Genomic DNA, 18,523 nt, shown 5'->3' with positions numbered 1-18,523 from the left:
TTCCTTTACCGTGGTGGGCGCACGCAAAATGTCACAGGGCCGGGCGGTGGGGCTGGGCGGGGGCGTTGAGCGCCACGGATGGCGCGAAACGAGGCCCGCAGGAGCGGCTTTTGCCGTCCCCCGACCAGCCCCACCGCCCGGCCCAGACCCAATAAACCGCTTCACAACGACCACCACGAGGGGCTCCGCCGTTCGCTGCAATCCTGCACGGCACTTGCGACACGAAAGAGTTAGTAGTATTACTACTAACCATGGACACGACGAACCTGACCGAAACCCAGCAGGCCATCCTGCAGCTGATCGCCGAGCGCATCGAATCGGAAGGCGCACCGCCTTCGCAGACCGAAATCGCCCGTGCCTTCGGCTTCAAGGGCGTGCGCGCGGCGCAGTATCACCTTGAAGCGCTGGAAGCGGCCGGCGCCATTCGCCGCGTTCCCGGCCAGGCCCGTGGCATCCGCCTGGTGCAGGCACCGCCGGTGAAGCAGATCGCCGAACCGACGCGGGATGACAGCGTGCTGCGCCTGCCGGTGCTGGGCCGTGTCGCGGCCGGACTGCCGATCGGCGCGGACATCGGCTCGGACGATTTCGTCGTGCTCGACCGCGTGTTCTTCTCCCCAGCACCGGACTACCTGCTCAAAGTGCAGGGCGATTCGATGATCGACGAAGGCATCTTCGATGGTGACCTGATCGGCGTGCACCGTACCCGCGACGCCCGTACCGGGCAGATCGTGGTGGCGCGTATCGACGAAGAGATCACCGTCAAGCTGCTGAAGATCGGCAAGGATCGTATCCGCCTGCTGCCGCGCAATCCGGATTACGCCCCCATTGAAGTGCTGCCGGACCAGGATTTCGCCATTGAGGGCCTGTACTGCGGCCTGCTGCGACCCAACCGTTGAATGCCCGGGGGCGGCTGCCGCTGACGTCTGCGGCGATAATGTTCGACTTGCCCGGCGCGCGTCTCATCCTGTGCGATGCGCTGCCGCTACAGTCACCCCCGAACCCGAGTTGACCACGATTAAAAAGATGACCACTTCCCCAAGGACCAAGACGATGGACGAGAACAAGAAGCGTGCCCTGGCCGCCGCCCTGAGCCAGATCGAAAAGCAGTTCGGTAAAGGCTCGGTGATGCGGATGGGCGATCGCGTTGTCGAGCCCGTCGAGATCATCCCGACCGGTTCGCTGATGCTGGATATCGCATTGGGCATCGGCGGCCTGCCCAAGGGCCGGGTCGTGGAGATCTATGGTCCGGAGTCCTCGGGCAAGACCACCCTGACGCTGCAGGCCATCGCCGAGTGCCAGAAGAAGGGCGGCACGGCAGCCTTCATCGATGCCGAGCACGCCCTGGACCCGATCTACGCGGCCAAGCTGGGCGTCAATGTCGACGACCTGCTGCTGTCGCAGCCGGATACCGGTGAGCAGGCGCTGGAAATCGCCGACATGCTGGTGCGCTCCAACTCGGTGGACATCGTGGTGGTCGACTCGGTCGCCGCGTTGACCCCGAAGGCCGAAATCGAAGGCGAGATGGGCGACCAGCTGCCGGGCCTGCAGGCCCGCCTGATGAGCCAGGCGCTGCGCAAGCTGACCGGCAACATCAAGCGCTCCAACACCCTGGTGGTGTTCATCAACCAGCTGCGCCACAAGATCGGCGTGATGATGCCGGGCCAGAGCCCGGAAGTGACCACCGGCGGCAATGCACTGAAGTTCTACGCCTCGGTGCGCCTGGACATCCGCCGCATCGGCGCGATCAAAAAGGGTGATGAGATCATCGGCAACCAGACCAAGATCAAGGTCGTCAAGAACAAGCTGGCGCCGCCGTTCAAGCAGGTCATCACCGAGATCCTGTACGGCGAAGGCATCAGCCGCGAGGGCGAGCTGATCGACATGGGCGTGGAAGCCAAGCTGGTCGAGAAGGCCGGTGCCTGGTACAGCTACGGCGAAGAGCGCATCGGCCAAGGCAAGGACAACGCCCGCGGCTACCTGCGCGACAACCCTGCCGTGGCCCAGCGCCTGGAAGCGGAGCTGCGCGAGAAGTTCCAGCCGGCTGAAGCACCGAAGGAAGCCGGCGACGAAGACGACGCCGACGAAGCGTAAGACATGCTGTGGGGCAGGGCGGCGCCGTCAGTGACGTCGTCCCGCCCCGCAGGATTTTCACGCTGATGAAGGCGTGGCGTCAGGGACGGCGCTGAGTGAAGGATGAGCATGCACGACGAATCCGATGCCCCGCCGGGCGCACGTAAACGCCGCCGGCCCGAATTGACGCCCCTGCAGCGGGCGCTTGGCCTGCTGGTGCGGCGCGATCATTCGCGCAAGGAACTGGGACGCAAACTGGTTGCGCGCGGCGTCGAGCCGGAGCTGGCGCAGGCCGCGGTGGACAAGCTGACCAGCGAGGGCTGGCAGGACGATGAGCGCTTCGCCGAGTTCCTGGTGCGCAACCGCGCCAATGGCGGGTATGGACCGCGCCACATCCAGGCCGAACTGGGCACCCATGGGCTGGACAGTGATGCCATAAGCGCCGCGATGGACAGCTACGAGGGCGATTTCCTCGACAACGCCCGTGACCTGGTACGCCGCCGGTTTGGCGAGGAAGGACCGCAGGACCTGCCGCAGCGGCGGAAGGCCGCCGACCTGCTGGCCCGTCGCGGGTTCGATGGCGACACGATCCGCCGCGCCACCCGCTTCGATGCAGAGGACTGAGCGGCGCTGGCCTGTTACCCTTCAACGTTTCGGAGGTCCGAAACCCGACCCTGGCCAGTGTGGCTGGAGGCGGTGGCGCCTCCGGCACGCAGACTGCCAGCCCCCATGACCGCATCCGCCAAATTCACTACCTCACAGATCCGCAGCGACTTCCTTGAGTTCTTCAAGGGCAAGGGCCACACCATCGTGCCGTCGGCACCGCTGGTGCCGGGCAACGACCCGACCCTGCTGTTCACCAATTCGGGCATGGTCCAGTTCAAGGACGTGTTCCTGGGCGCGGAGAAGCGCAGCTACGTGCGCGCTGCCGACGTCCAGCGTTGCCTGCGCGCAGGCGGCAAGCACAACGATCTGGACCAGGTGGGTTACACCGCCCGTCACCACACCTTCTTTGAAATGCTGGGCAACTGGTCCTTCGGCGACTACTTCAAGAAGGACGCCATTGCCTGGGCCTGGGAACTGCTGACCCAGGTCTGGAAGCTGCCGGCCGAGCGCCTGCTGGTCACCGTCTACCAGACCGATGACGAGGCCTACGCGCTGTGGCGCGACATGGTCGGCATCCCGGAAGAGCGCATCGTGCGCATCGGCGACAACAAGGGCGCCCCGTACGCCTCGGACAACTTCTGGCAGATGGCCGACACCGGCCCGTGCGGTCCGTGCACGGAGATCTTCTATGACCATGGCGACCACATCGCCGGTGGTCCGCCGGGCTCGCCGGATGAAGATGGCGACCGTTTCATCGAGATCTGGAACCTGGTGTTCATGCAGTTTGATCGCCAGCCCGATGGCAGCCTGGTGCCGCTGCCGGCCCCCTGCGTGGACACCGGCATGGGCCTGGAGCGCCTGGCGGCGATCCTGCAGCATGTACACACCAACTACGAAATCGACCTGTTCCAGGCGCTGATCCGCAAGGCCAGCGAACTGACCGGCATGGCCGACCTGGAGAACAAGTCGCTGCGGGTGATTGCCGACCATATCCGGGCGTGTTCGTTCCTGATCGTCGACGGCGTGCTGCCGTCCAACGAAGGCCGTGGCTACGTGCTGCGCCGGATCATCCGTCGCGCGCTGCGCCACGGCTGGATGCTGGGCGTGCGCCAGCCGTTCTTCAGCAAGCTGGTGCCGACCCTGGTCGAGCAGATGGGCGCGGCCTATCCGGAACTGCCGGCCACCGCCGACACCGTCACCCGCGCCCTGCAGGCCGAAGAAGAGCGCTTTGCCGAAACGCTGGACGCCGGCATGAAGATCTTCGAAGACATCGCGGGCAAGGCCAGCAACAACATCATTCCCGGCGTCGACGCTTTCCGTCTGTACGACACCTACGGTTTCCCGCTGGACCTCACCGCCGATATCGCGCGCGAGCGTGACATGACCGTGGACACCGCCGGCTTCGACGTGGCGATGGAACAGCAGCGCGAAACCGCGCGTGCGGCGGGCAAGTTCGGCGGCGGCGTCAGCCTGCCGGCCGATCTGGTTGCCACCCTGAAGCCGACCGTGTTCCTCGGTTACGACGCGCTGCAGGCCGATGGCCTGCGCGTGGTGGCGCTGCTGAAGGACGGCCGTCCGGTGCAGGCCGCCGCCGCTGGTGATGCGGTGATCGTGCTGACCGAACAGACCCCGTTCTACGCCGAATCCGGTGGCCAGGTCGGTGATACCGGCGTGCTGTCGGCTGCTGGCGTGCGCGTGGACGTGACCGAGACGCAGAAGTTCGCCGGCCAGTTCCATGGCCATGTCGGGACCCTGGCCGAGGGCAGCCTGAAGATCGGTGACGTGCTGGCCGGCCAGGTCGATGCCCAGCGCCGTGGCGCAACCATCCTCAACCACTCCGCCACCCACCTGCTGCATGCGGCCCTGCGCGAAGTACTGGGCACCCACGTGCAGCAGAAGGGTTCGCTGGTCGCACCGGATCGCCTGCGTTTCGACTTCTCGCATTTCCAGCCGATCAGCGCCGAAGAACTGGCGATCATCGAGCGCAAGGTCAACCAGCAGGTGCGCATCAACAACGCCGTGGAAGTGCGCAACATGGCCATGCAGGAAGCGCTCGATTTCGGCGCGATGGCTTTGTTTGGCGAAAAGTACGGCGAAAACGTGCGCGTGCTGAAAATGGGCGATTACTCCACCGAACTGTGCGGCGGCACGCATGTCAGCCGTACCGGTGACATCGGCCTGTTCAAGATCACCTCCGAAGGCGGTGTGTCCGCTGGCGTGCGCCGCATCGAGGCGGTCACCGGCCAGGGTGCGCTGGATTTCGTCGCGGACGAAGAGGCACGCCTGTCCGAAGCGGCCAGCCTGCTCGGCGGCAGTGCGGGCGACGTGGTGGAGAAGATCCGCACCCAGATCCTGCGCCAGAAGCAGCTCGAACGTGAACTGGAATCGCTGAAGGCCAAGCTCGCCGCCGGCGCCACCGCAGACCTGTCCAGCCAGGCCGTGGACGTGTCCGGGGTGAAGGTGCTGGTCGCGCGGCTAGAAGGCTTTGACGCAAAAGCCCTGCGCGATGCGGTGGATCGACTCAAACAGCAACTGGGTGATGCGGTGATCCTGCTGGCCGGTGCGCAGGACGGGAAGGTCGCCTTGGTTGCTGGCGTGAACGGCAGTGCAATGGGCCGGGTCAAGGCCGGGGAACTGTTGTCCCACATTGCCAGTCAGATCGGGGGCAAGGGCGGTGGTCGTCCCGATCTCGCCCAGGGTGGTGGCGAGGACGGGCCCGCCCTTGCGACTGCCCTGGCTGCGGCGATCGACTGGGTCCGTCCGCGTCTGGGATGAACCGCAGCCCGTCCGCGCCTTGAAGCTGCGGGAGGGCTGACGGTACCATTGGCAATCTTTTTCCCTTCGTAGTGGGGCGGGCCTTGACGGCGCGTCAGGCCGGTGGGGGATACCCTTCCACACGGTTTCATGGAGAATTACCACAATGTTGATCTTGACCCGCCGCGTTGGCGAAACCCTGATGATTGGCGACTCGGTCAGCGTGACTGTCCTGGGCGTCAAGGGAAACCAGGTTCGTATCGGCATCACGGCGCCGAAGGACGTGGCCGTGCATCGCGAGGAAATCTACCAGCGCATCCAGCGCGGTGATGAAGCTGCGACCAGCAGTGAAGATTCTGCTGAATAAGGCTTTACCTCCGGCCGCGAAAAAAGCTATTATTCGCGTCCCCGCTGCGGAGTACTCCTCCACCAGCGGTAGCAACACCCCGGAGCGATGCCCGAGCGGCTGAAGGGGCTCCCCTGCTAAGGGAGTATAGGGTCAAAAGCTCTATCGAGGGTTCGAATCCCTCTCGCTCCGCCATATATGAAAACGCCCGCAGATACTGTCTGCGGGCGTTTTTTTTGTGCTCTTGATGCCGCATCGTCCAATTCGGGGCATTACAGCGCCAGGTCGAACACCAGCACCTCGGCATCATTTCCGTTTTCCAGTGTCAGCTGGGATTCGTCGCGCACCTGCAGCGCATCGCCCGCTTCCAGGGTGATGCCGTTGACCTGCAGCTGGCCACGCGCCACCTGCACATAGGCGCCGCGACCGCTCGCCAAGGTGTGGTTGAGGCGTTGTGCGCCATCCAGGATGGTCGCGTAGATGCGTGCATCCTGGTGGATCAGCAGCGACCCTTCGGTACCGTCCGGCGAGGCGATCAAGCGCAGCTGGCCGCGCTTGTCCTCGGGGCTGAAGTTGGTTTCCTGATAGGACGGCGCGATGTTCTCCTGGTCCGGGAACAGCCAGATCTGCAGGAAGTGCACCGTCTCATCGGCTGAATGGTTGAACTCGCTGTGGCTGACGCCGCTGCCGGCGCTCATGCGCTGCACATCGCCGTAGCGCAGCACCGAACCGGTGCCCATCGAATCCTTGTGCTCCAGCGCGCCGCCGAGCACGTAGGAAATGATTTCCATGTTGCTGTGGCTGTGCGTGCCGAAGCCTTGCCCGCCGATTACCTTGTCTTCGTTGATCACCCGCAGCGGGCCGAAGCTGGTGTAGCGCGGGTCGTAGTAATTGGCGAAGGAGAAGGTGTGCATGGAGTTCAGCCAGCCATGGTCGGCTTTGCCGCGGGTGGCGCTCTTACGGATCTGGATCATGGTGGTGCTCCTTGTTCGATGGTTTCGACGTGGGACCTCGCGGCCGTGCAGGCCTGTGGTTTCCCGTTGCGAAGAAGTATCCGCTTGCCCTCGCGCTTTGAAAAACGGATAGTTTCGCAAGCCATCATCGAAATTTTCGAATGCTCAAGCTCAGCCTCGACGCCCTGCAGATCCTGGATGCCATTGACCGCCGCGGCTCGTTCGCTGCGGCCGGCAAGGCGCTGCACAAGGTGCCCTCGACCATTTCCTACACAGTGGCCAAGCTGGAAGAGGATCTGGGCGTGCAGTTGTTCGACCGGGTCGGGCCGCGTGCAGAGATGACACCGGCCGGCCGGGCGCTGCTGGATGAGGGCCGGCACCTGTTGCGGGCGGCGCGCGAGCTGGAACTTCGGGTACGCCGGGTCGCCTCTGGCTGGGAGGCCGAACTGACCCTGGCGGTGGATTCGATGTTCCCGACCTGGTTGCTGGGCCCGGATATCCGGGCCTTCCGTGACGTCGCGGCGCAGACCCGCCTGCGGCTGATCGGCGAGGCCCTGTCGGGCACCTGGGAGGCGCTGCTCGATCGTCGTGCGGACCTGCTGGTGGGCGCGGCGGGCGAGGGCCCCAGCGGTGGGGGCTACGTGGTGGAGCCGCTGGGCAGCGTCGAGTTCGTGTTCGCGATCGCGCCGGGCCACCCGCTGGCCGCCGTGCCTGGCGTGCTGCGTCGCGAGCAGCTGGTGGAGCATTGTGCGATCGCCGTTTCTGATTCGGCGCGTCGGCTGTTGCCGCGCACCGTTGGCCTGCTGATGGGGCAGGAAACCCTCAGCGTGCCGGACATGGCCAGCAAGCTGCGGCTGCAGCGCGAGGGCATCGGCTTTGGTTTCCTGCCGGCGCCGTGCGCGCGTGCAGCGGTGGACCGGGGTGAACTGGTGATCCGTGAGGTCGAAGAGCACAAGCCGGAGGAAACGTTCTGGCTGGCATGGCGCACGGGCGAAGATGGCGCGGCCCTGCGCTGGTGGCGCGAACGGCTACGCACGCCGGGCACGCTGGAGGCCTGGTGGCGCGCGATGCGCTGACCCCGGTAGCGCCGACCCATGGTCGGCGAGCGCAGCGGTAGGTGGCGCATGCAAAAAAAAACAGCAGGCCGAGGCCTGCTGTTTCTTCGAATAGTGGTGCGCCCGGAGAGATTCGAACTCCCGACCGCCTGGTTCGTAGCCAGGTACTCTATCCAACTGAGCTACGGGCGCACGGTGTACTGCCTTCTACTGCTGCATCAACGGCGGCGTTGATGATCGTGTCACTGGTGCGCCCGGAGAGATTCGAACTCCCGACCGCCTGGTTCGTAGCCAGGTACTCTATCCAACTGAGCTACGGGCGCATGTGACAGCGATTTTCCTGTTACTCACACCAACGGCGGGTTGGTGTTCCTGTTGATGGTGCGCCCGGAGAGATTCGAACTCCCGACCGCCTGGTTCGTAGCCAGGTACTCTATCCAACTGAGCTACGGGCGCCCTGCAACAGGAGCGGAATTATGCGGATTACCGCTGCATCCGTCAACGCCTTTGTGAAGAATTTCAGTCAAATGAACGCATCAGCGCCTGTGCAACCGCCTGCGGCGCCTTCATCCAGTGGAAGTGGTCGGCACGCGTACGCAGCAAGGCGGCATCCAGCACGGAGGTCGTCACCTGCACGTTGGGCAGCTTGGCCAGCAGGGCCTTCATCGATCCCATGGGCGCCAGCCAGTCATCGACCATCAGCACGGCGCGCGCCTGTCCCTGCACGAGCCGCAGCTGGCTTTCGAGGTCCTCGGCCATGCCTGCGGCGGCATAGCGGTTGCACAGCCCCACGCGCGACCAGTCATGGATCAGGCCGCGTGCTTCATTGCCGCCAAAGCCGAGTCGGCGGCCTGGCAGCACGCCGTTGCGTCGCGCCAGCCACGGCAGGAAGCGGTAGGCCAGTGGCAGCAACCAGCCGCGCGGGGCAGGGAAGCTGCGCCACCACGGCGTTCCGCTGGCCACCAGCCACAGATGCTGGAAATCGGCGGGGAAACGCCCGGCATGCAGGCACGCCAACTGCCCGCCCAGACTGTGGCCGCCTACGATCCACGGCAGCACGCGGTCTTGCTGGTCATGCTGGAGCAGCAGCTGTTGGCTGGCCGGCAGGTCCTGTTCGAGGATTTCCCGGTAGCCCCAATCCTGCATGCGCGAAGGCCGCAGCGAACTGCTGCCATTGCCGCGCCACTCATGCAGGTATACCGCGATTCCCTGCGCAGCCAGCGCCTGGGCCAACGGCAGGTAATGGCGCGCGGCCACGCCCAGCGCAGGCAGCCACAGCAGGCGCGCTGCCGGCTGCGCGGGCAGGCAGTGCAGCAGGGCGAAGGCGTGTCCGTCGGCGGCCTGCAGCGGCGTGCTGTGCGCGTCCAGGGTCATGCGTGGGACGCAGCGCCGAAGTGGTCCAGCACCAGCACCGTGCTGCGGCCGGGCGTATAGCCCTGCTGCAGGCCGCGCGCCACGTAATCGATGGCGGCCTCGCAGGCATTGGCCAGGCTCAGCCCGTTGCACAGCTGGGCGGCGATCGCCGATGCCAGCGTGCAGCCGGTGCCGTGCGCGTCCACCGGCAGCCGGGCATGGATGAAGGTCTCGCTGCTCACGCCGTCGAAGAAGCGGTCGATGACCCGGTTGCCCTCGTGCAGGTGGCCGCCCTTGAGCAGCACCGCACCCGCACCCAGGTTTAGCAGCAGTGTCGCGGCGTGTTCGGCATCATCGCCGTCGAGGATGCGCCGGCCGGCCAGCAGCTCGGCTTCCGGGGTGTTCGGGGTGACCAGCGTGGCCAGCGGCAGCAGGCGCGTACGCAGCGCATCCAGCGCGCTGTCTTCCAGCAGGCGCGCGCCGCTGGTGGCGATCATCACCGGGTCCAGCACGATGTGCGGCGGGCGGTGTTTCTCCAGTGCATCGGCCACGCAGTGGATCACCTCGGCGTTGGCCAGCATGCCCAGTTTGACTGCATGCACGTCGAAATCGTCGAAGCAGGCGGCGATCTGCGCCTGCAGGAAATCGATCGGTGGCACATGCACGGCGGTAACGCCGCGGGTGTTCTGCGCGGTCAGCGCGGCGATCGCCGAAAGGCCATGCACGCGATGCGCGGCGAAGGCTTTCAGGTCGGCCTGGATGCCGGCACCACCGCCGGAATCGGATCCGGCGATGGTGAGGGCGGAAGCGGGCGTGTTCGGGCTCATGGGCCGATTGTAGGGCCCCGCCATGCCCGCCTGCTCGATAGCATCTGCCGCTAGCCCTGTTTGCCGCCGTTGGCATGGAACTCGGAGAACGTGCCGAGTTCCGGATCGAACACCGCGCCCCAGAACATCGACCCGCCATCGCAGGCGCGCATCGCCTCGCGTGCCGGGTTGAGGCCGCTGCCATCAGGCAGCTTGAAGGCATTGACGTAGATCAGCTCGCGGCCGTCGGCCTCGATCCCCACGTACTGCCGGTCGAAGTCCTGCGGTGCGCTGACCTGGCCCGCCAGCTGCGGCAGCTGCGCCTCCAGCTGTTCGATCTGCACGCGGCTGGGCGCCCAGTAGCCGGTCACCCGGCCGGCATCGCGGCCCGGGCTGGGGCGCGAGCAGGTATCCAGCACCTGCGCGGCGACCACCGGGCGGGTCACCACCCAGGACTGTCCGGTCTTGACCGCCGTGGGAATGCTGGGCGGACCCTGCACGGTGCTGCAGGCGCCCAGCAGGGCACCGGCAGCCAGTGGCAACAACACATGCGTCAATCGGTTCACAACACCTCCGAGGCGTAGTCGGCCAGGCGCGAACGTTCGCCCCGGCGCAGCGTGATGTGCGCGCTGTGCGGCCAGTTCTTGAAGCGGTCCACCGCGTAGGTCAGGCCGGACGTGGTTTCGGTCAGGTAGGGCGTATCGATCTGTTCCACGTTGCCCAGGCAGACGATCTTGGTACCGGGGCCGGCGCGGGTGATCAGGGTCTTCATCTGCTTCGGGGTGAGGTTCTGTGCTTCGTCCAGGATCAAGTAGCGCGACAGGAACGTGCGCCCGCGCATGAAGTTCATCGAACGGATCTTGATCCGGCTGGCCAGCAGGTCGTTGGTCGCGGCACGGCCCCACGAGCCGCCTTCCTGCGGCTGGGTCAGCACTTCCAGGTTGTCGGTCAGCGCGCCCATCCACGGCGTCATCTTTTCTTCTTCGGTACCGGGCAGGAAGCCGATGTCCTCGCCGACGCTGACCGTGGCACGGGTCATGATGATTTCGCGGTAGCGCTGCTGGTCCAGGGTCTGCGCCAGGCCGGCAGCCAGTGCCAGCAGGGTCTTGCCGGTGCCGGCGGTACCGAGCAGGGTGACGAAATCGATGTCCGGATCCATCAGGGCATTGAGCGCGAAGTTCTGTTCGCGGTTGCGCGCGCTGATGCCCCACACCGCATGGCTGCCATGGCGGAAATCATCGACCAGCGCCAGGTTGACCGTGTCGCCGGTGACCTTGCTGACGCGCAGCTCCACCTCGTCCTCGCCGGGCAGGTAGACGTACTGGTTGGGATACCAGTCCTCGTCTTCGTGCGCTTCCACTTCGTAATGCGAACGTCCCTTGTCGCTCCAGCTGCGCAGGTCGTTTGCGTGGCGCTTCCAGAAGTCTTCCGGCAGTTCGGTGGCGCCGGTATACAGCAGGCTGAAATCATCCAGCGCGCGGTCGTTCTCGTAGTCTTCGGACACGATCCCGGCGATGGCCGCCTTGATCCGCAGGTTGATGTCCTTGGAAACGAACACAACCGGCACGTCCGGTGATTCCTCCTGCAGGGCGAGGATCGCCCCGAGGATGGCGTTGTCCGGGATGACCTTGCCGAAGCTCTTGCCGGCGTCGAAGTGGCTGGTCTGGAAGCGCAGCTTGCCGGCGCTGTGGATGCCGCGCAGCTGCAGGCCGTTCGGTCGCTGCAGCGGGATCCCTTCGGCGAGGTTGTCCAGCCCGGACGCCTGTACCAGTTCATTGAGGAAACGGCTTACCTGGCGGGCATTGCGGCTCGCTTCGGAGGTGCCCTTCTTGCCATTGTCCAGTTCTTCGATCACCTGCATCGGCAGGTAGACATCGTGTTCCTCGAATTTGAACAGCGCGGTGGGATCGTGCATCAGCACGTTGGTATCCAGCACGTAGATGCGCTTGCCTCGGGTCATCATCGGTTCCTGGTGGACGGGCAGGGGAAAACCACCCCGGCCTGCACGTGGGCAGGGAGGTGGCGGACGAAGTAGGCGATGGGAGTCACTGTGCCTGGGCGGCCTTCAGTGCGTGGAGCACCGCATCGGCATGGCCGGCGACCGTGAGCTTGCGCCAGGACTGCACGATGCGGCTTTCCGGTGAGACCAGGAAGGTGCTGCGTTCAATGCCGCGCACCTGCTTGCCGTACATGGTCTTCAGCTTGATCACGTCGAAGGCGCTGCACAGCGCCTCATCGCTGTCACTGACCAGCGGGAAGCGGAAACCCTGCTTGGCGCAGAAATTGTCGTGCGATTTCACCGAGTCGCGCGAAACACCGAGGACCACCGCGCCGGCCTGCTCGAACTGCGGCAGCAGCGCATTGAAATCGAGGCCTTCGGTGGTGCAGCCCGGGGTGCTGTCCTTCGGGTAGAAATACAGCACCAGCCATTGGCCGGCGAAGTCGCCGAGGGTGGCGTGGGCACCGCCGGACAGTGCCAGCGGGAGGGACAGGGTGGTGCGGTCCAGGGTGTCGCCGTTGTTCATGGGGTCCTTGCAGAGCCTGGGGTGGAGCGTACATCGAGCACGCTCGACGCTACCGCTTCATGAAACATCGCACGCCCGTGACGGACGTGCGAAAAACCGTCAGAATTTCATCGGATCCATGATCGCGTCCAGGTTCAGGTGGTCGCAGAACTCAAGGAAATCATCGCGCAGCGCGGCGATGTGCATGTTCGCCGGTACGCCGATGGTGACCTGCGCGCTGAACATTTCCGCGCCGGTCTGCATCGCGCGGTAGCGGGTGCTCTGCAGGCTCTCGATGGTGATGCCCTGGCGGTCGAAGAAATCGGCCAGCTGGAACAGGATCCCCGGCTTGTCGGCGGCGATCACTTCCACGATGTAGGGCAGCAGGTTGGACTGCGCCTGCTTGGCTTCGGTGCGGTACCAGACCAGCTTGAGGCCTTCTTCGCGCTCCAGACGGGTCAGCATGGCCTCCAGTTTGGCCACCGAATCCCAGGAGCCGGTCGCCAGCGCGGTGACCGAAACATCGCGGCCCACCGTGGACAGGCGTGCGTCCACCAGATTGCAGCCGCTGTCAGCGATGCGGCGGGTGACGGGCAGCAGGGGGGACTCCGGATGCGTCGTATAGGCGTTGATCAGGAGATGGTTTTCGCTGGGCGAAGGGCGCGGAGTGGTGTCGGTCAAGGCGATTCCGGGTAATGCGTGCGTGAGTCTGAATGCCCCCAACGGGCGGGGATTCACCGGCGTCCAGCATACTTGCCCGCGCTTTCGCGCCGCAAGTAACATGCAGGGCGGCCGGTGCTCCCTGCCGTCCGGTTTCTCCCCCCTACAGCCACGAGCAGCACGCCTTGTCCCTTTCCGGCCTCATCACCGCGCTGGCGACCCCCTTCCGGGCCGACGGCTCCCTCGACACCGATGGTTGGCAGCGCCTGCTGCACCTGCAGCTGGAAGGAGGCGTGCACGGCGTGGTCGTGGCGGGCTCCACCGGCGAAGCGGCCACCCTGTCCGATACGGAGTACGACCAGCTGCTGGCCAGTGCGGTCGAGCGCATCGCCGGCCGCGTGCCGGTACTGGCCGGTACCGGCTTGTCCGGCACCGCCAAGACCATCGAACAGACCCGCCGCGCCGCCGCGGCCGGGGCGACCCACGCGCTGGTGGTGACCCCGCCCTACGTGCGTCCGACCCAGGCCGGGCTGATCGCGCATTACCGCGCCGTGGCCGACAACGGCGGCCTGCCGGTGGTGCTGTACAACGTGCCCGGCCGCACCGGCTGCGACATGCTGCCGGAAACCGTGGCCGAACTGGCTGGCCATCCGAACATCGTCGGCATCAAGGAAGCGGTGGGCGACAACGGCCGGGTAAAGGCCCTGCTGGCGCTGCGCAGCGACGGCTTCGTGGTACTCAGCGGCGACGACGGCAGCGCCGCGCGCTCGATCCAGGCCGGCATGGATGGCCTGATCTCGGTAGGCTCCAACGCGCTGCCGGGTGCTTACCGCCGCATGTGCGAGCTTGCCGCCGCCCACGATCATGATGCGACCGAAAGCTGGGACGCGCGCCTGCAGCCGTTCCATGATTTCTGTGGTGTCGAACCCAATCCGATCCCGGTCAAGGCGTTGTTGCGCCGGATCGGCATCGGCCATGACCTGCGCCTGCCGTTGCTGCCGCTGTCGGCAGCACACCAGCCCGCGGCCGAGCATCTGGCCGGCGACATCGCCGCGCTCGAAGCCCTTTCCAGCCACTGACCCCCTCGTGGCTTTCCAGGAGATTCCCATGCGTCAATCCGTTTCCACCTTCCGCGTGCTGTCCATCGCGGTCCTTGCCCTGGGCACCGTCGTGGCCACCACCGGCTGCTTCAAGAAGGGTGCGCGCGGCGATTACGCGCTGGCCCCGGAAATGCGCCCGCTGGAAGTGCCGCCGGACCTGACCGCACCGGCGGGTGCCGGCAAGGCCGCCACCACCGGTGAGACCGGCTCGGTGCTGGCCTCGCAGGCGTCGCGTCCGGCCCCGGCCCCGGCCGCTGCCGCGGGCCAGGCCCCGGCTGCGCCGGCCAACAATGCGTCCGGCTTCAACGTCACCGCTGGCAAGGACCAGGCCTTCACCGACGTCGGTACCGCACTGGAGGCCATCGACGGGCTGACCATCGCCACCCGCGCCCAGTTGCTGGGTTCCTACGACGTTGCCTTCGAAGGCAGCAACTTCCTGGTCCGCGTGGTTGCCGTCAACGGCGGCTCGTACGTGTCGGCGGTCGATCCGCGCGGCCTGCCGGCTACCGCCGATGCGCCGGTCAAGCTGATCGCTGCGCTGAAGGCCAAGCTGGCTCCGTAACCCGCGCCCGCCTTGGCGGGCCTGGTGGCAGCAACGAAAAAGGGCGCCCTCAGGCGCCCTTTTTCGTTGCCGTGCGCGGGGTTCAGCGCTCCAGCAGCGGCAGTTTGTCCGGCTTGCCATCCCAGTCGCCGGCATCGGCAGGCGGGTCCTTGCGCACGGTCAGCACCGGCCATTCCTTCGCCAGTTCGGCGTTCAACCCCACGAATACTTCCTGTCCAGCCGGGACGTCGTCTTCGGGGAAGATCGCGTTGACCGGGCATTCGGGTTCACACAGGGTGCAGTCGATGCACTCATCCGGATCGATCACCAGGAAGTTGGGGCCTTCGTGGAAGCAGTCCACGGGGCACACTTCCACGCAATCGGTGTGTTTGCACTTGATGCAGTTTTCAGTGACGACAAAGGGCATGGGGGGAGGCGGATCCGTCTTTCAAGCCGCTAATTCTAGAACAGGTTGGGGTGGGGGTGGTCGAACCGGTGGTTCCGCCCCTCGCGGCTGGCTGGAACGATGCCGGTGCATGGGTCGGGCGGTGGGGTTGGGCGGGGGACGGCAGAAGCCGCTCCTGCGGGCCTCGTTTCGCGCCATCCATGGCGCTCAACGCCCCCGCCCAGCCCCACCGCCCGACCCCCTGACAGTTCCGTGCGCTGCAATTACGCGGTAGCGCCGAAGGCAGCGGGAGGAGCCGCTGCCAACGTCGCCTGCGACGGCCCGCAAGGGTGCCGGTCAGGACGACCGGCATACCCATGGTCGGCGGGAGGCGGCCGGGACCGTGGCATTTGATGCACTGCACATTGCCAAGGCAGGGAGCGGCGGCAACACTCGATGTCCATCGGTAGACAATGCGACACGGGAGTGGCGGGTGCGGCAGGAAAACAGCGGGGAAGGGGCGGTCTATCTGGGAATCGACGCGGGGACGCAGAGCCTGAAGGTGCTGGCTTACGATCCGGCAGCGCGGCAGATGGTGGGGCAGCAGTCGCGTTCGCTGGCGCTGGACAGCGCCGATGATGGCAGTCGCGAACAGGACGCGGCCAGCTGGACCCGGGCGCTGCAGGAATGCGTGCTGGCGCTGCCGGACGCGGTGCGTGCGCGGGTCAGGGGGCTGGCGGTGTCGGGCCAGCAGCACGGCCTGGTGGCGCTGGCGGCCGATGATTCGGTGCTGGCACCGGTCAAGCTGTGGTGCGATACCAGCAGTACCACCGAGTGCGATGCGATCACGGCCGCCGTCGGTGGCGAAGGCGCCTGCATCGCCGCGGCCGGCAATCCGCTGCGGGTGGGCTATACCGCCTCCAAGCTGCCCTGGACGAAGCAGCACCGACCGCAGGCGTATACGGCGCTGGATGGCATCGCGTTGCCGCACGACTACCTCAATCTGTGGCTGACCGGCGCGCGCTTCATGGAGTGCGGGGATGCGTCGGGCACGGGGTGGCTGGATATCCGCACGCGGCAGTGGTCGCCGACGATGCTGGCCGCGACTGATCCGGATCGCGATCTCGCCGCGCTGCTGCCGCCGCTGGTCGCTGCGGATGCCACGTTCGCTTTGCTGCCTGCCCTGGCCGATGCACTCGGATTGCCGGCCGGGGTGCGGGTGGCGGTCGGCGGCGGGGACAACATGATGGCGGCGATCGGCACCGGTGCGGTGCGCGAAGGGCGCCTGAGCATGAGCCTGGGCACCTCGGGCACGCTGTTTGCCTGGAGCGCCAGCCCGAAGGTCGATCCGCAGGGGCGCTGGGCCGCGTTCTGTGCCTCCGATGGCGGCTGGCTGCCGTTGATCTGCACGATGAACTGCACGGTTGCCACCAACCAGGCGGCCACCCTGCTCGGCCTGCACCACGGCCAGGCCGAGACGCTGCTGCAGGCCAGCGCGCCCGGCGCGGCAGGGCTGGTGCTGCTGCCGTTCTTCAACGGCGAGCGCAGCCCGGACCTGCCGCTGGCCAAGGGCGCCCTGCACGGCGTGGACCTGCACAACCTGTCCCCGGCCAATCTGTATCGCGCCGCGATGGAGGGTGCCAGCTACAGCCTGAAGCTGGGCTATGACGCGATGCGCGAGGCGGGCCTGCAGGGTGCGCGGGTGGTGCTCACCGGTGGCGGCGCCAACAGCGCCGCCTGGCGCCAGCTGATCGCCGATCTGTTCCAGTTGCCGGTCGAAGTGCCCGTGCAGGCCGAAGGCGCGGCCTTCGGTGCGGCACTGCAGGCGGCTTGGGCCTGCGCTGGCGCCAGCATGCCGCTGGCCGATCTGGTCGATGCGCACGTGGTGTTCGACCCGGCCCTGTCAGCGCAGCCCGACCCCGTTCGCGGTGCCGCATATGCGCGTGGCTACCAGCGCTTCAACCATTACCTGCAGGCCTCGCTGCCGTTGTACCGCCAGCGCCTGCCCTGATTTCCCCCAGAGGATGTTGCCCATGAGTTCTTCGTTCTATGTTGGCCAGCGCGAGTTCTTCCCCGGTGTCGGTCGTATTCCCTTCGAGGGCCGCGACTCGGACAATCCGCTGGCCTACAAGGTGTACGACGCCGACAAGCAGATCGGCGGACGCAGCATGGCCGAGCACCTGCGCTTCGCGGTGGCGTACTGGCACAGTTTCTGTGGGGCAGGGCACGACCCGTTCGGGCCTGGTACGCGCGCCTATCCGTGGGACCAGGGCGCCACGCCGCTGGCGCGTGCGCAGGCCAAGGCCGATGCCGCCTTTGAGTTCGTCACCAAGCTGGGCGTGCCGTACTACTGCTTCCATGACGTCGACCTGGCGCCGGATGCGGACGACATCGGCGAGTACCGTGACAACCTCCGCCACATGGTGGAGATCGCCGGCGAGCGCCAGCGCCAGACCGGGGTCAAGCTGCTGTGGGGGACCGCCAATCTGTTCTCGCACCCGCGCTACATGAACGGCGCGGCGACCAATCCGGACTTCGCCGTGGTCGCGCGCGCTGCGGTGCAGGTGCAGGCGGCGCTGGATGCCACGGTGGCGCTGGGCGGCAGCAACTATGTGTTCTGGGGTGGGCGCGAAGGCTATGCCTGCCTGCTCAACACCGACATGAAACGTGAGCAGGCCCATCTTGCGCGGTTCCTCGCGGCGGCACGCGATTACGGGCGCAGCATCGGCTTCCAGGGCACGTTCCTGATCGAACCCAAGCCGATGGAGCCGATGCACCACCAGTATGATTTCGACAGCGCCACGGTGGTGGGCTTCCTGCGTGCGCATGGCCTGGACCAGGATTTCAAGCTCAACATCGAAGCCAACCACGCGACCTTGTCCGGGCATACCTTCGCCCATGACCTGCAGGTAGCCTCCGATGCCGGCCTGCTGGGCAGCATCGATGCCAACCGCGGCAACCCGCAGAACGGCTGGGATACCGACCAGTTCCCGACCGATCTGTACGATGCGGTGGGCGCGATGCTGGTGGTGCTGCGGCAGGGCGGTTTCGGTGATGGCGGGCTCAACTTCGATGCCAAGGTCCGTCGCGAATCCACCGATCCGCAGGACCTGTTCATCGCCCACATCGGCGGCATGGACACCTTTGCCCGCGGACTGGAAGTCGCCCATGCCCTGCTCACCGCGTCGCCGTTGGAGCGGTGGCGCGGCGAGCGCTACGCCAGCTTCGACAGTGGCGCCGGTGCGGCTTTTGCCAATGGCCAGCTGACCCTGCAGGATCTGTGTGCACACGCGCAGCAGGCCGGCGAGCCTGGCCAGCGTAGCGGACGGCAGGAAGCGTATGAGAACCTGCTCAACCAGTACCTGCTGCGCTGAGCGGCAGGCGTCCATC

18 protein-coding genes and 4 tRNA genes are annotated in these 18,523 nt (G+C 66.3%); 11 read left to right on the top strand and 11 right to left on the bottom strand.

From position 1 onward, the window contains the following. Positions 1-251 precede the first annotated feature (251 nt). The 6 genes from lexA to IFT63_RS08585 all read left to right on the top strand — a co-directional run bounded on the left by lexA (position 252) and on the right by IFT63_RS08585 (position 5,971). Positions 252-896 (top strand): transcriptional repressor LexA, encoded by a 645-nt coding sequence (lexA, locus tag IFT63_RS08610; RefSeq protein WP_042615465.1) that lies wholly within the window; start codon positions 252-254, stop codon positions 894-896. 154 nt (positions 897-1,050) lie between these two features. Beyond that, positions 1,051-2,091: a recombinase RecA gene (gene recA, locus IFT63_RS08605; RefSeq protein ID WP_042615466.1), complete on the top strand. Its 1,041-nt coding sequence runs from the start codon at positions 1,051-1,053 to the stop codon at positions 2,089-2,091. A gap of 108 nt (positions 2,092-2,199) precedes the next feature. After that, positions 2,200-2,694, top strand: a complete 495-nt coding sequence (gene recX, locus IFT63_RS08600) for a recombination regulator RecX (protein ID WP_042615467.1) — start codon at positions 2,200-2,202, stop codon at positions 2,692-2,694. A 105-nt stretch (positions 2,695-2,799) separates the two neighbouring features. Further along, on the top strand, positions 2,800-5,451 hold the full coding sequence (alaS, locus tag IFT63_RS08595; protein ID WP_192083837.1) for an alanine--tRNA ligase: 2,652 nt from the start codon (positions 2,800-2,802) through the stop codon (positions 5,449-5,451). Positions 5,452-5,596: 145 nt separating this feature from the next. Continuing rightward, the gene (csrA, locus tag IFT63_RS08590) at positions 5,597-5,797 is read left to right on the top strand and encodes a carbon storage regulator CsrA (protein WP_042615469.1); all 201 of its coding nucleotides are present in this window, start codon (positions 5,597-5,599) and stop codon (positions 5,795-5,797) included. A gap of 81 nt (positions 5,798-5,878) precedes the next feature. Then, a tRNA-Ser gene (locus tag IFT63_RS08585) sits at positions 5,879-5,971 on the top strand. A gap of 77 nt (positions 5,972-6,048) precedes the next feature. Here the strand turns inward: IFT63_RS08585 and IFT63_RS08580 are convergent. Continuing rightward, positions 6,049-6,750, bottom strand: coding sequence for a pirin family protein (locus tag IFT63_RS08580; RefSeq protein WP_042615470.1), 702 nt, complete (start codon positions 6,748-6,750; stop codon positions 6,049-6,051). Positions 6,751-6,890: 140 nt separating this feature from the next. Between IFT63_RS08580 and IFT63_RS08575 the strand changes: the two genes are divergently transcribed. Continuing rightward, positions 6,891-7,805 (top strand): LysR family transcriptional regulator, encoded by a 915-nt coding sequence (locus tag IFT63_RS08575; protein WP_192083836.1) that lies wholly within the window; start codon positions 6,891-6,893, stop codon positions 7,803-7,805. Positions 7,806-7,899: 94 nt separating this feature from the next. Here the strand turns inward: IFT63_RS08575 and IFT63_RS08570 are convergent. The 9 genes from IFT63_RS08570 to IFT63_RS08530 form a co-directional block, all read right to left on the bottom strand. Beyond that, a tRNA-Arg gene (locus tag IFT63_RS08570) sits at positions 7,900-7,976 on the bottom strand. Positions 7,977-8,030: 54 nt separating this feature from the next. Continuing rightward, positions 8,031-8,107 (bottom strand) — tRNA-Arg (locus IFT63_RS08565). 56 nt (positions 8,108-8,163) lie between these two features. Further along, positions 8,164-8,240: transfer RNA gene (locus tag IFT63_RS08560), tRNA-Arg, on the bottom strand. Between the two features lie 63 nt (positions 8,241-8,303). Beyond that, on the bottom strand, positions 8,304-9,158 hold the full coding sequence (locus IFT63_RS08555) for an alpha/beta fold hydrolase (protein WP_192083835.1): 855 nt from the start codon (positions 9,156-9,158) through the stop codon (positions 8,304-8,306). Next, on the bottom strand, positions 9,155-9,964 hold the full coding sequence (gene thiD / locus IFT63_RS08550; protein WP_192083834.1) for a bifunctional hydroxymethylpyrimidine kinase/phosphomethylpyrimidine kinase: 810 nt from the start codon (positions 9,962-9,964) through the stop codon (positions 9,155-9,157). The genes IFT63_RS08555 and thiD overlap by 4 nt, the downstream gene beginning before the upstream one ends. A 50-nt stretch (positions 9,965-10,014) precedes the next feature. Beyond that, entirely contained in the window at positions 10,015-10,509 is a 495-nt protein-coding gene (locus tag IFT63_RS08545) for a hypothetical protein (protein WP_192083833.1), read from the bottom strand. Continuing rightward, positions 10,506-11,903, bottom strand: a complete 1,398-nt coding sequence (locus IFT63_RS08540) for a PhoH family protein (protein WP_042615182.1) — start codon at positions 11,901-11,903, stop codon at positions 10,506-10,508. Before IFT63_RS08540 ends, IFT63_RS08545 begins: the two co-directional genes overlap by 4 nt. 85 nt (positions 11,904-11,988) lie before the next feature. Next, on the bottom strand, positions 11,989-12,468 hold the full coding sequence (locus tag IFT63_RS08535; protein WP_192083832.1) for a peroxiredoxin: 480 nt from the start codon (positions 12,466-12,468) through the stop codon (positions 11,989-11,991). 99 nt (positions 12,469-12,567) lie between these two features. Then, complete coding sequence (locus IFT63_RS08530; protein WP_042615184.1) at positions 12,568-13,128, bottom strand: glycine cleavage system protein R; 561 nt, start codon at positions 13,126-13,128, stop codon at positions 12,568-12,570. A gap of 164 nt (positions 13,129-13,292) precedes the next feature. Between IFT63_RS08530 and dapA the strand changes: the two genes are divergently transcribed. After that, on the top strand, positions 13,293-14,186 hold the full coding sequence (dapA, locus tag IFT63_RS08525; RefSeq protein WP_192083831.1) for a 4-hydroxy-tetrahydrodipicolinate synthase: 894 nt from the start codon (positions 13,293-13,295) through the stop codon (positions 14,184-14,186). Positions 14,187-14,214: 28 nt separating this feature from the next. Then, positions 14,215-14,769: a hypothetical protein gene (locus tag IFT63_RS08520; protein ID WP_192083830.1), complete on the top strand. Its 555-nt coding sequence runs from the start codon at positions 14,215-14,217 to the stop codon at positions 14,767-14,769. 82 nt (positions 14,770-14,851) lie between these two features. On the opposite strand, the gene fdxA is transcribed toward IFT63_RS08520, so the two are convergent. Further along, complete coding sequence (fdxA, locus tag IFT63_RS08515) at positions 14,852-15,175, bottom strand: ferredoxin FdxA (protein WP_042615187.1); 324 nt, start codon at positions 15,173-15,175, stop codon at positions 14,852-14,854. A gap of 451 nt (positions 15,176-15,626) precedes the next feature. Here fdxA and xylB point away from each other — a divergent pair, with 451 nt between their 5' ends. Next, positions 15,627-17,144, top strand: a complete 1,518-nt coding sequence (gene xylB / locus IFT63_RS08510; protein WP_192083829.1) for a xylulokinase — start codon at positions 15,627-15,629, stop codon at positions 17,142-17,144. Positions 17,145-17,166: 22 nt separating this feature from the next. Beyond that, a complete protein-coding gene (gene xylA / locus IFT63_RS08505; protein WP_042614034.1) occupies positions 17,167-18,507 on the top strand; it encodes a xylose isomerase in 1,341 nt (446 codons plus the stop codon). Positions 18,508-18,523: the final 16 nt, after the last annotated feature.

The sequence above is a fragment of the Stenotrophomonas sp. CFBP 13724 genome (genome assembly GCF_014841975.1).
GTDB classification, from domain to species: Bacteria; Pseudomonadota; Gammaproteobacteria; order Xanthomonadales; family Xanthomonadaceae; genus Stenotrophomonas; species Stenotrophomonas lacuserhaii.
Note: the sequence above shows the minus strand (reverse complement) of the source record. Positions and strands in the feature narration are given on the sequence as shown.

Bases quoted from the DNA above. Each gene is read 5' to 3' on its own strand.
- IFT63_RS08540 (WP_042615182.1), bottom strand. From the start codon at position 11,903: ATGACCCGAGGCAAGCGCATCTACGTGCTGGATACCAACGTGCTGATG.
- IFT63_RS08535 (WP_192083832.1), bottom strand. From the start codon at position 12,468: ATGAACAACGGCGACACCCTGGACCGCACCACCCTGTCCCTCCCGCTG.
- IFT63_RS08555 (WP_192083835.1), bottom strand. From the start codon at position 9,158: ATGACCCTGGACGCGCACAGCACGCCGCTGCAGGCCGCCGACGGACAC.
- fdxA (WP_042615187.1), bottom strand. From the start codon at position 15,175: ATGCCCTTTGTCGTCACTGAAAACTGCATCAAGTGCAAACACACCGAT.
- xylA (WP_042614034.1), top strand. From the start codon at position 17,167: ATGAGTTCTTCGTTCTATGTTGGCCAGCGCGAGTTCTTCCCCGGTGTC.
- thiD (WP_192083834.1), bottom strand. From the start codon at position 9,964: ATGAGCCCGAACACGCCCGCTTCCGCCCTCACCATCGCCGGATCCGAT.
- recA (WP_042615466.1), top strand. From the start codon at position 1,051: ATGGACGAGAACAAGAAGCGTGCCCTGGCCGCCGCCCTGAGCCAGATC.
- lexA (WP_042615465.1), top strand. From the start codon at position 252: ATGGACACGACGAACCTGACCGAAACCCAGCAGGCCATCCTGCAGCTG.
- IFT63_RS08580 (WP_042615470.1), bottom strand. From the start codon at position 6,750: ATGATCCAGATCCGTAAGAGCGCCACCCGCGGCAAAGCCGACCATGGC.
- IFT63_RS08520 (WP_192083830.1), top strand. From the start codon at position 14,215: ATGCGTCAATCCGTTTCCACCTTCCGCGTGCTGTCCATCGCGGTCCTT.
- recX (WP_042615467.1), top strand. From the start codon at position 2,200: ATGCACGACGAATCCGATGCCCCGCCGGGCGCACGTAAACGCCGCCGG.
- alaS (WP_192083837.1), top strand. From the start codon at position 2,800: ATGACCGCATCCGCCAAATTCACTACCTCACAGATCCGCAGCGACTTC.
- csrA (WP_042615469.1), top strand. From the start codon at position 5,597: ATGTTGATCTTGACCCGCCGCGTTGGCGAAACCCTGATGATTGGCGAC.
- IFT63_RS08575 (WP_192083836.1), top strand. From the start codon at position 6,891: ATGCTCAAGCTCAGCCTCGACGCCCTGCAGATCCTGGATGCCATTGAC.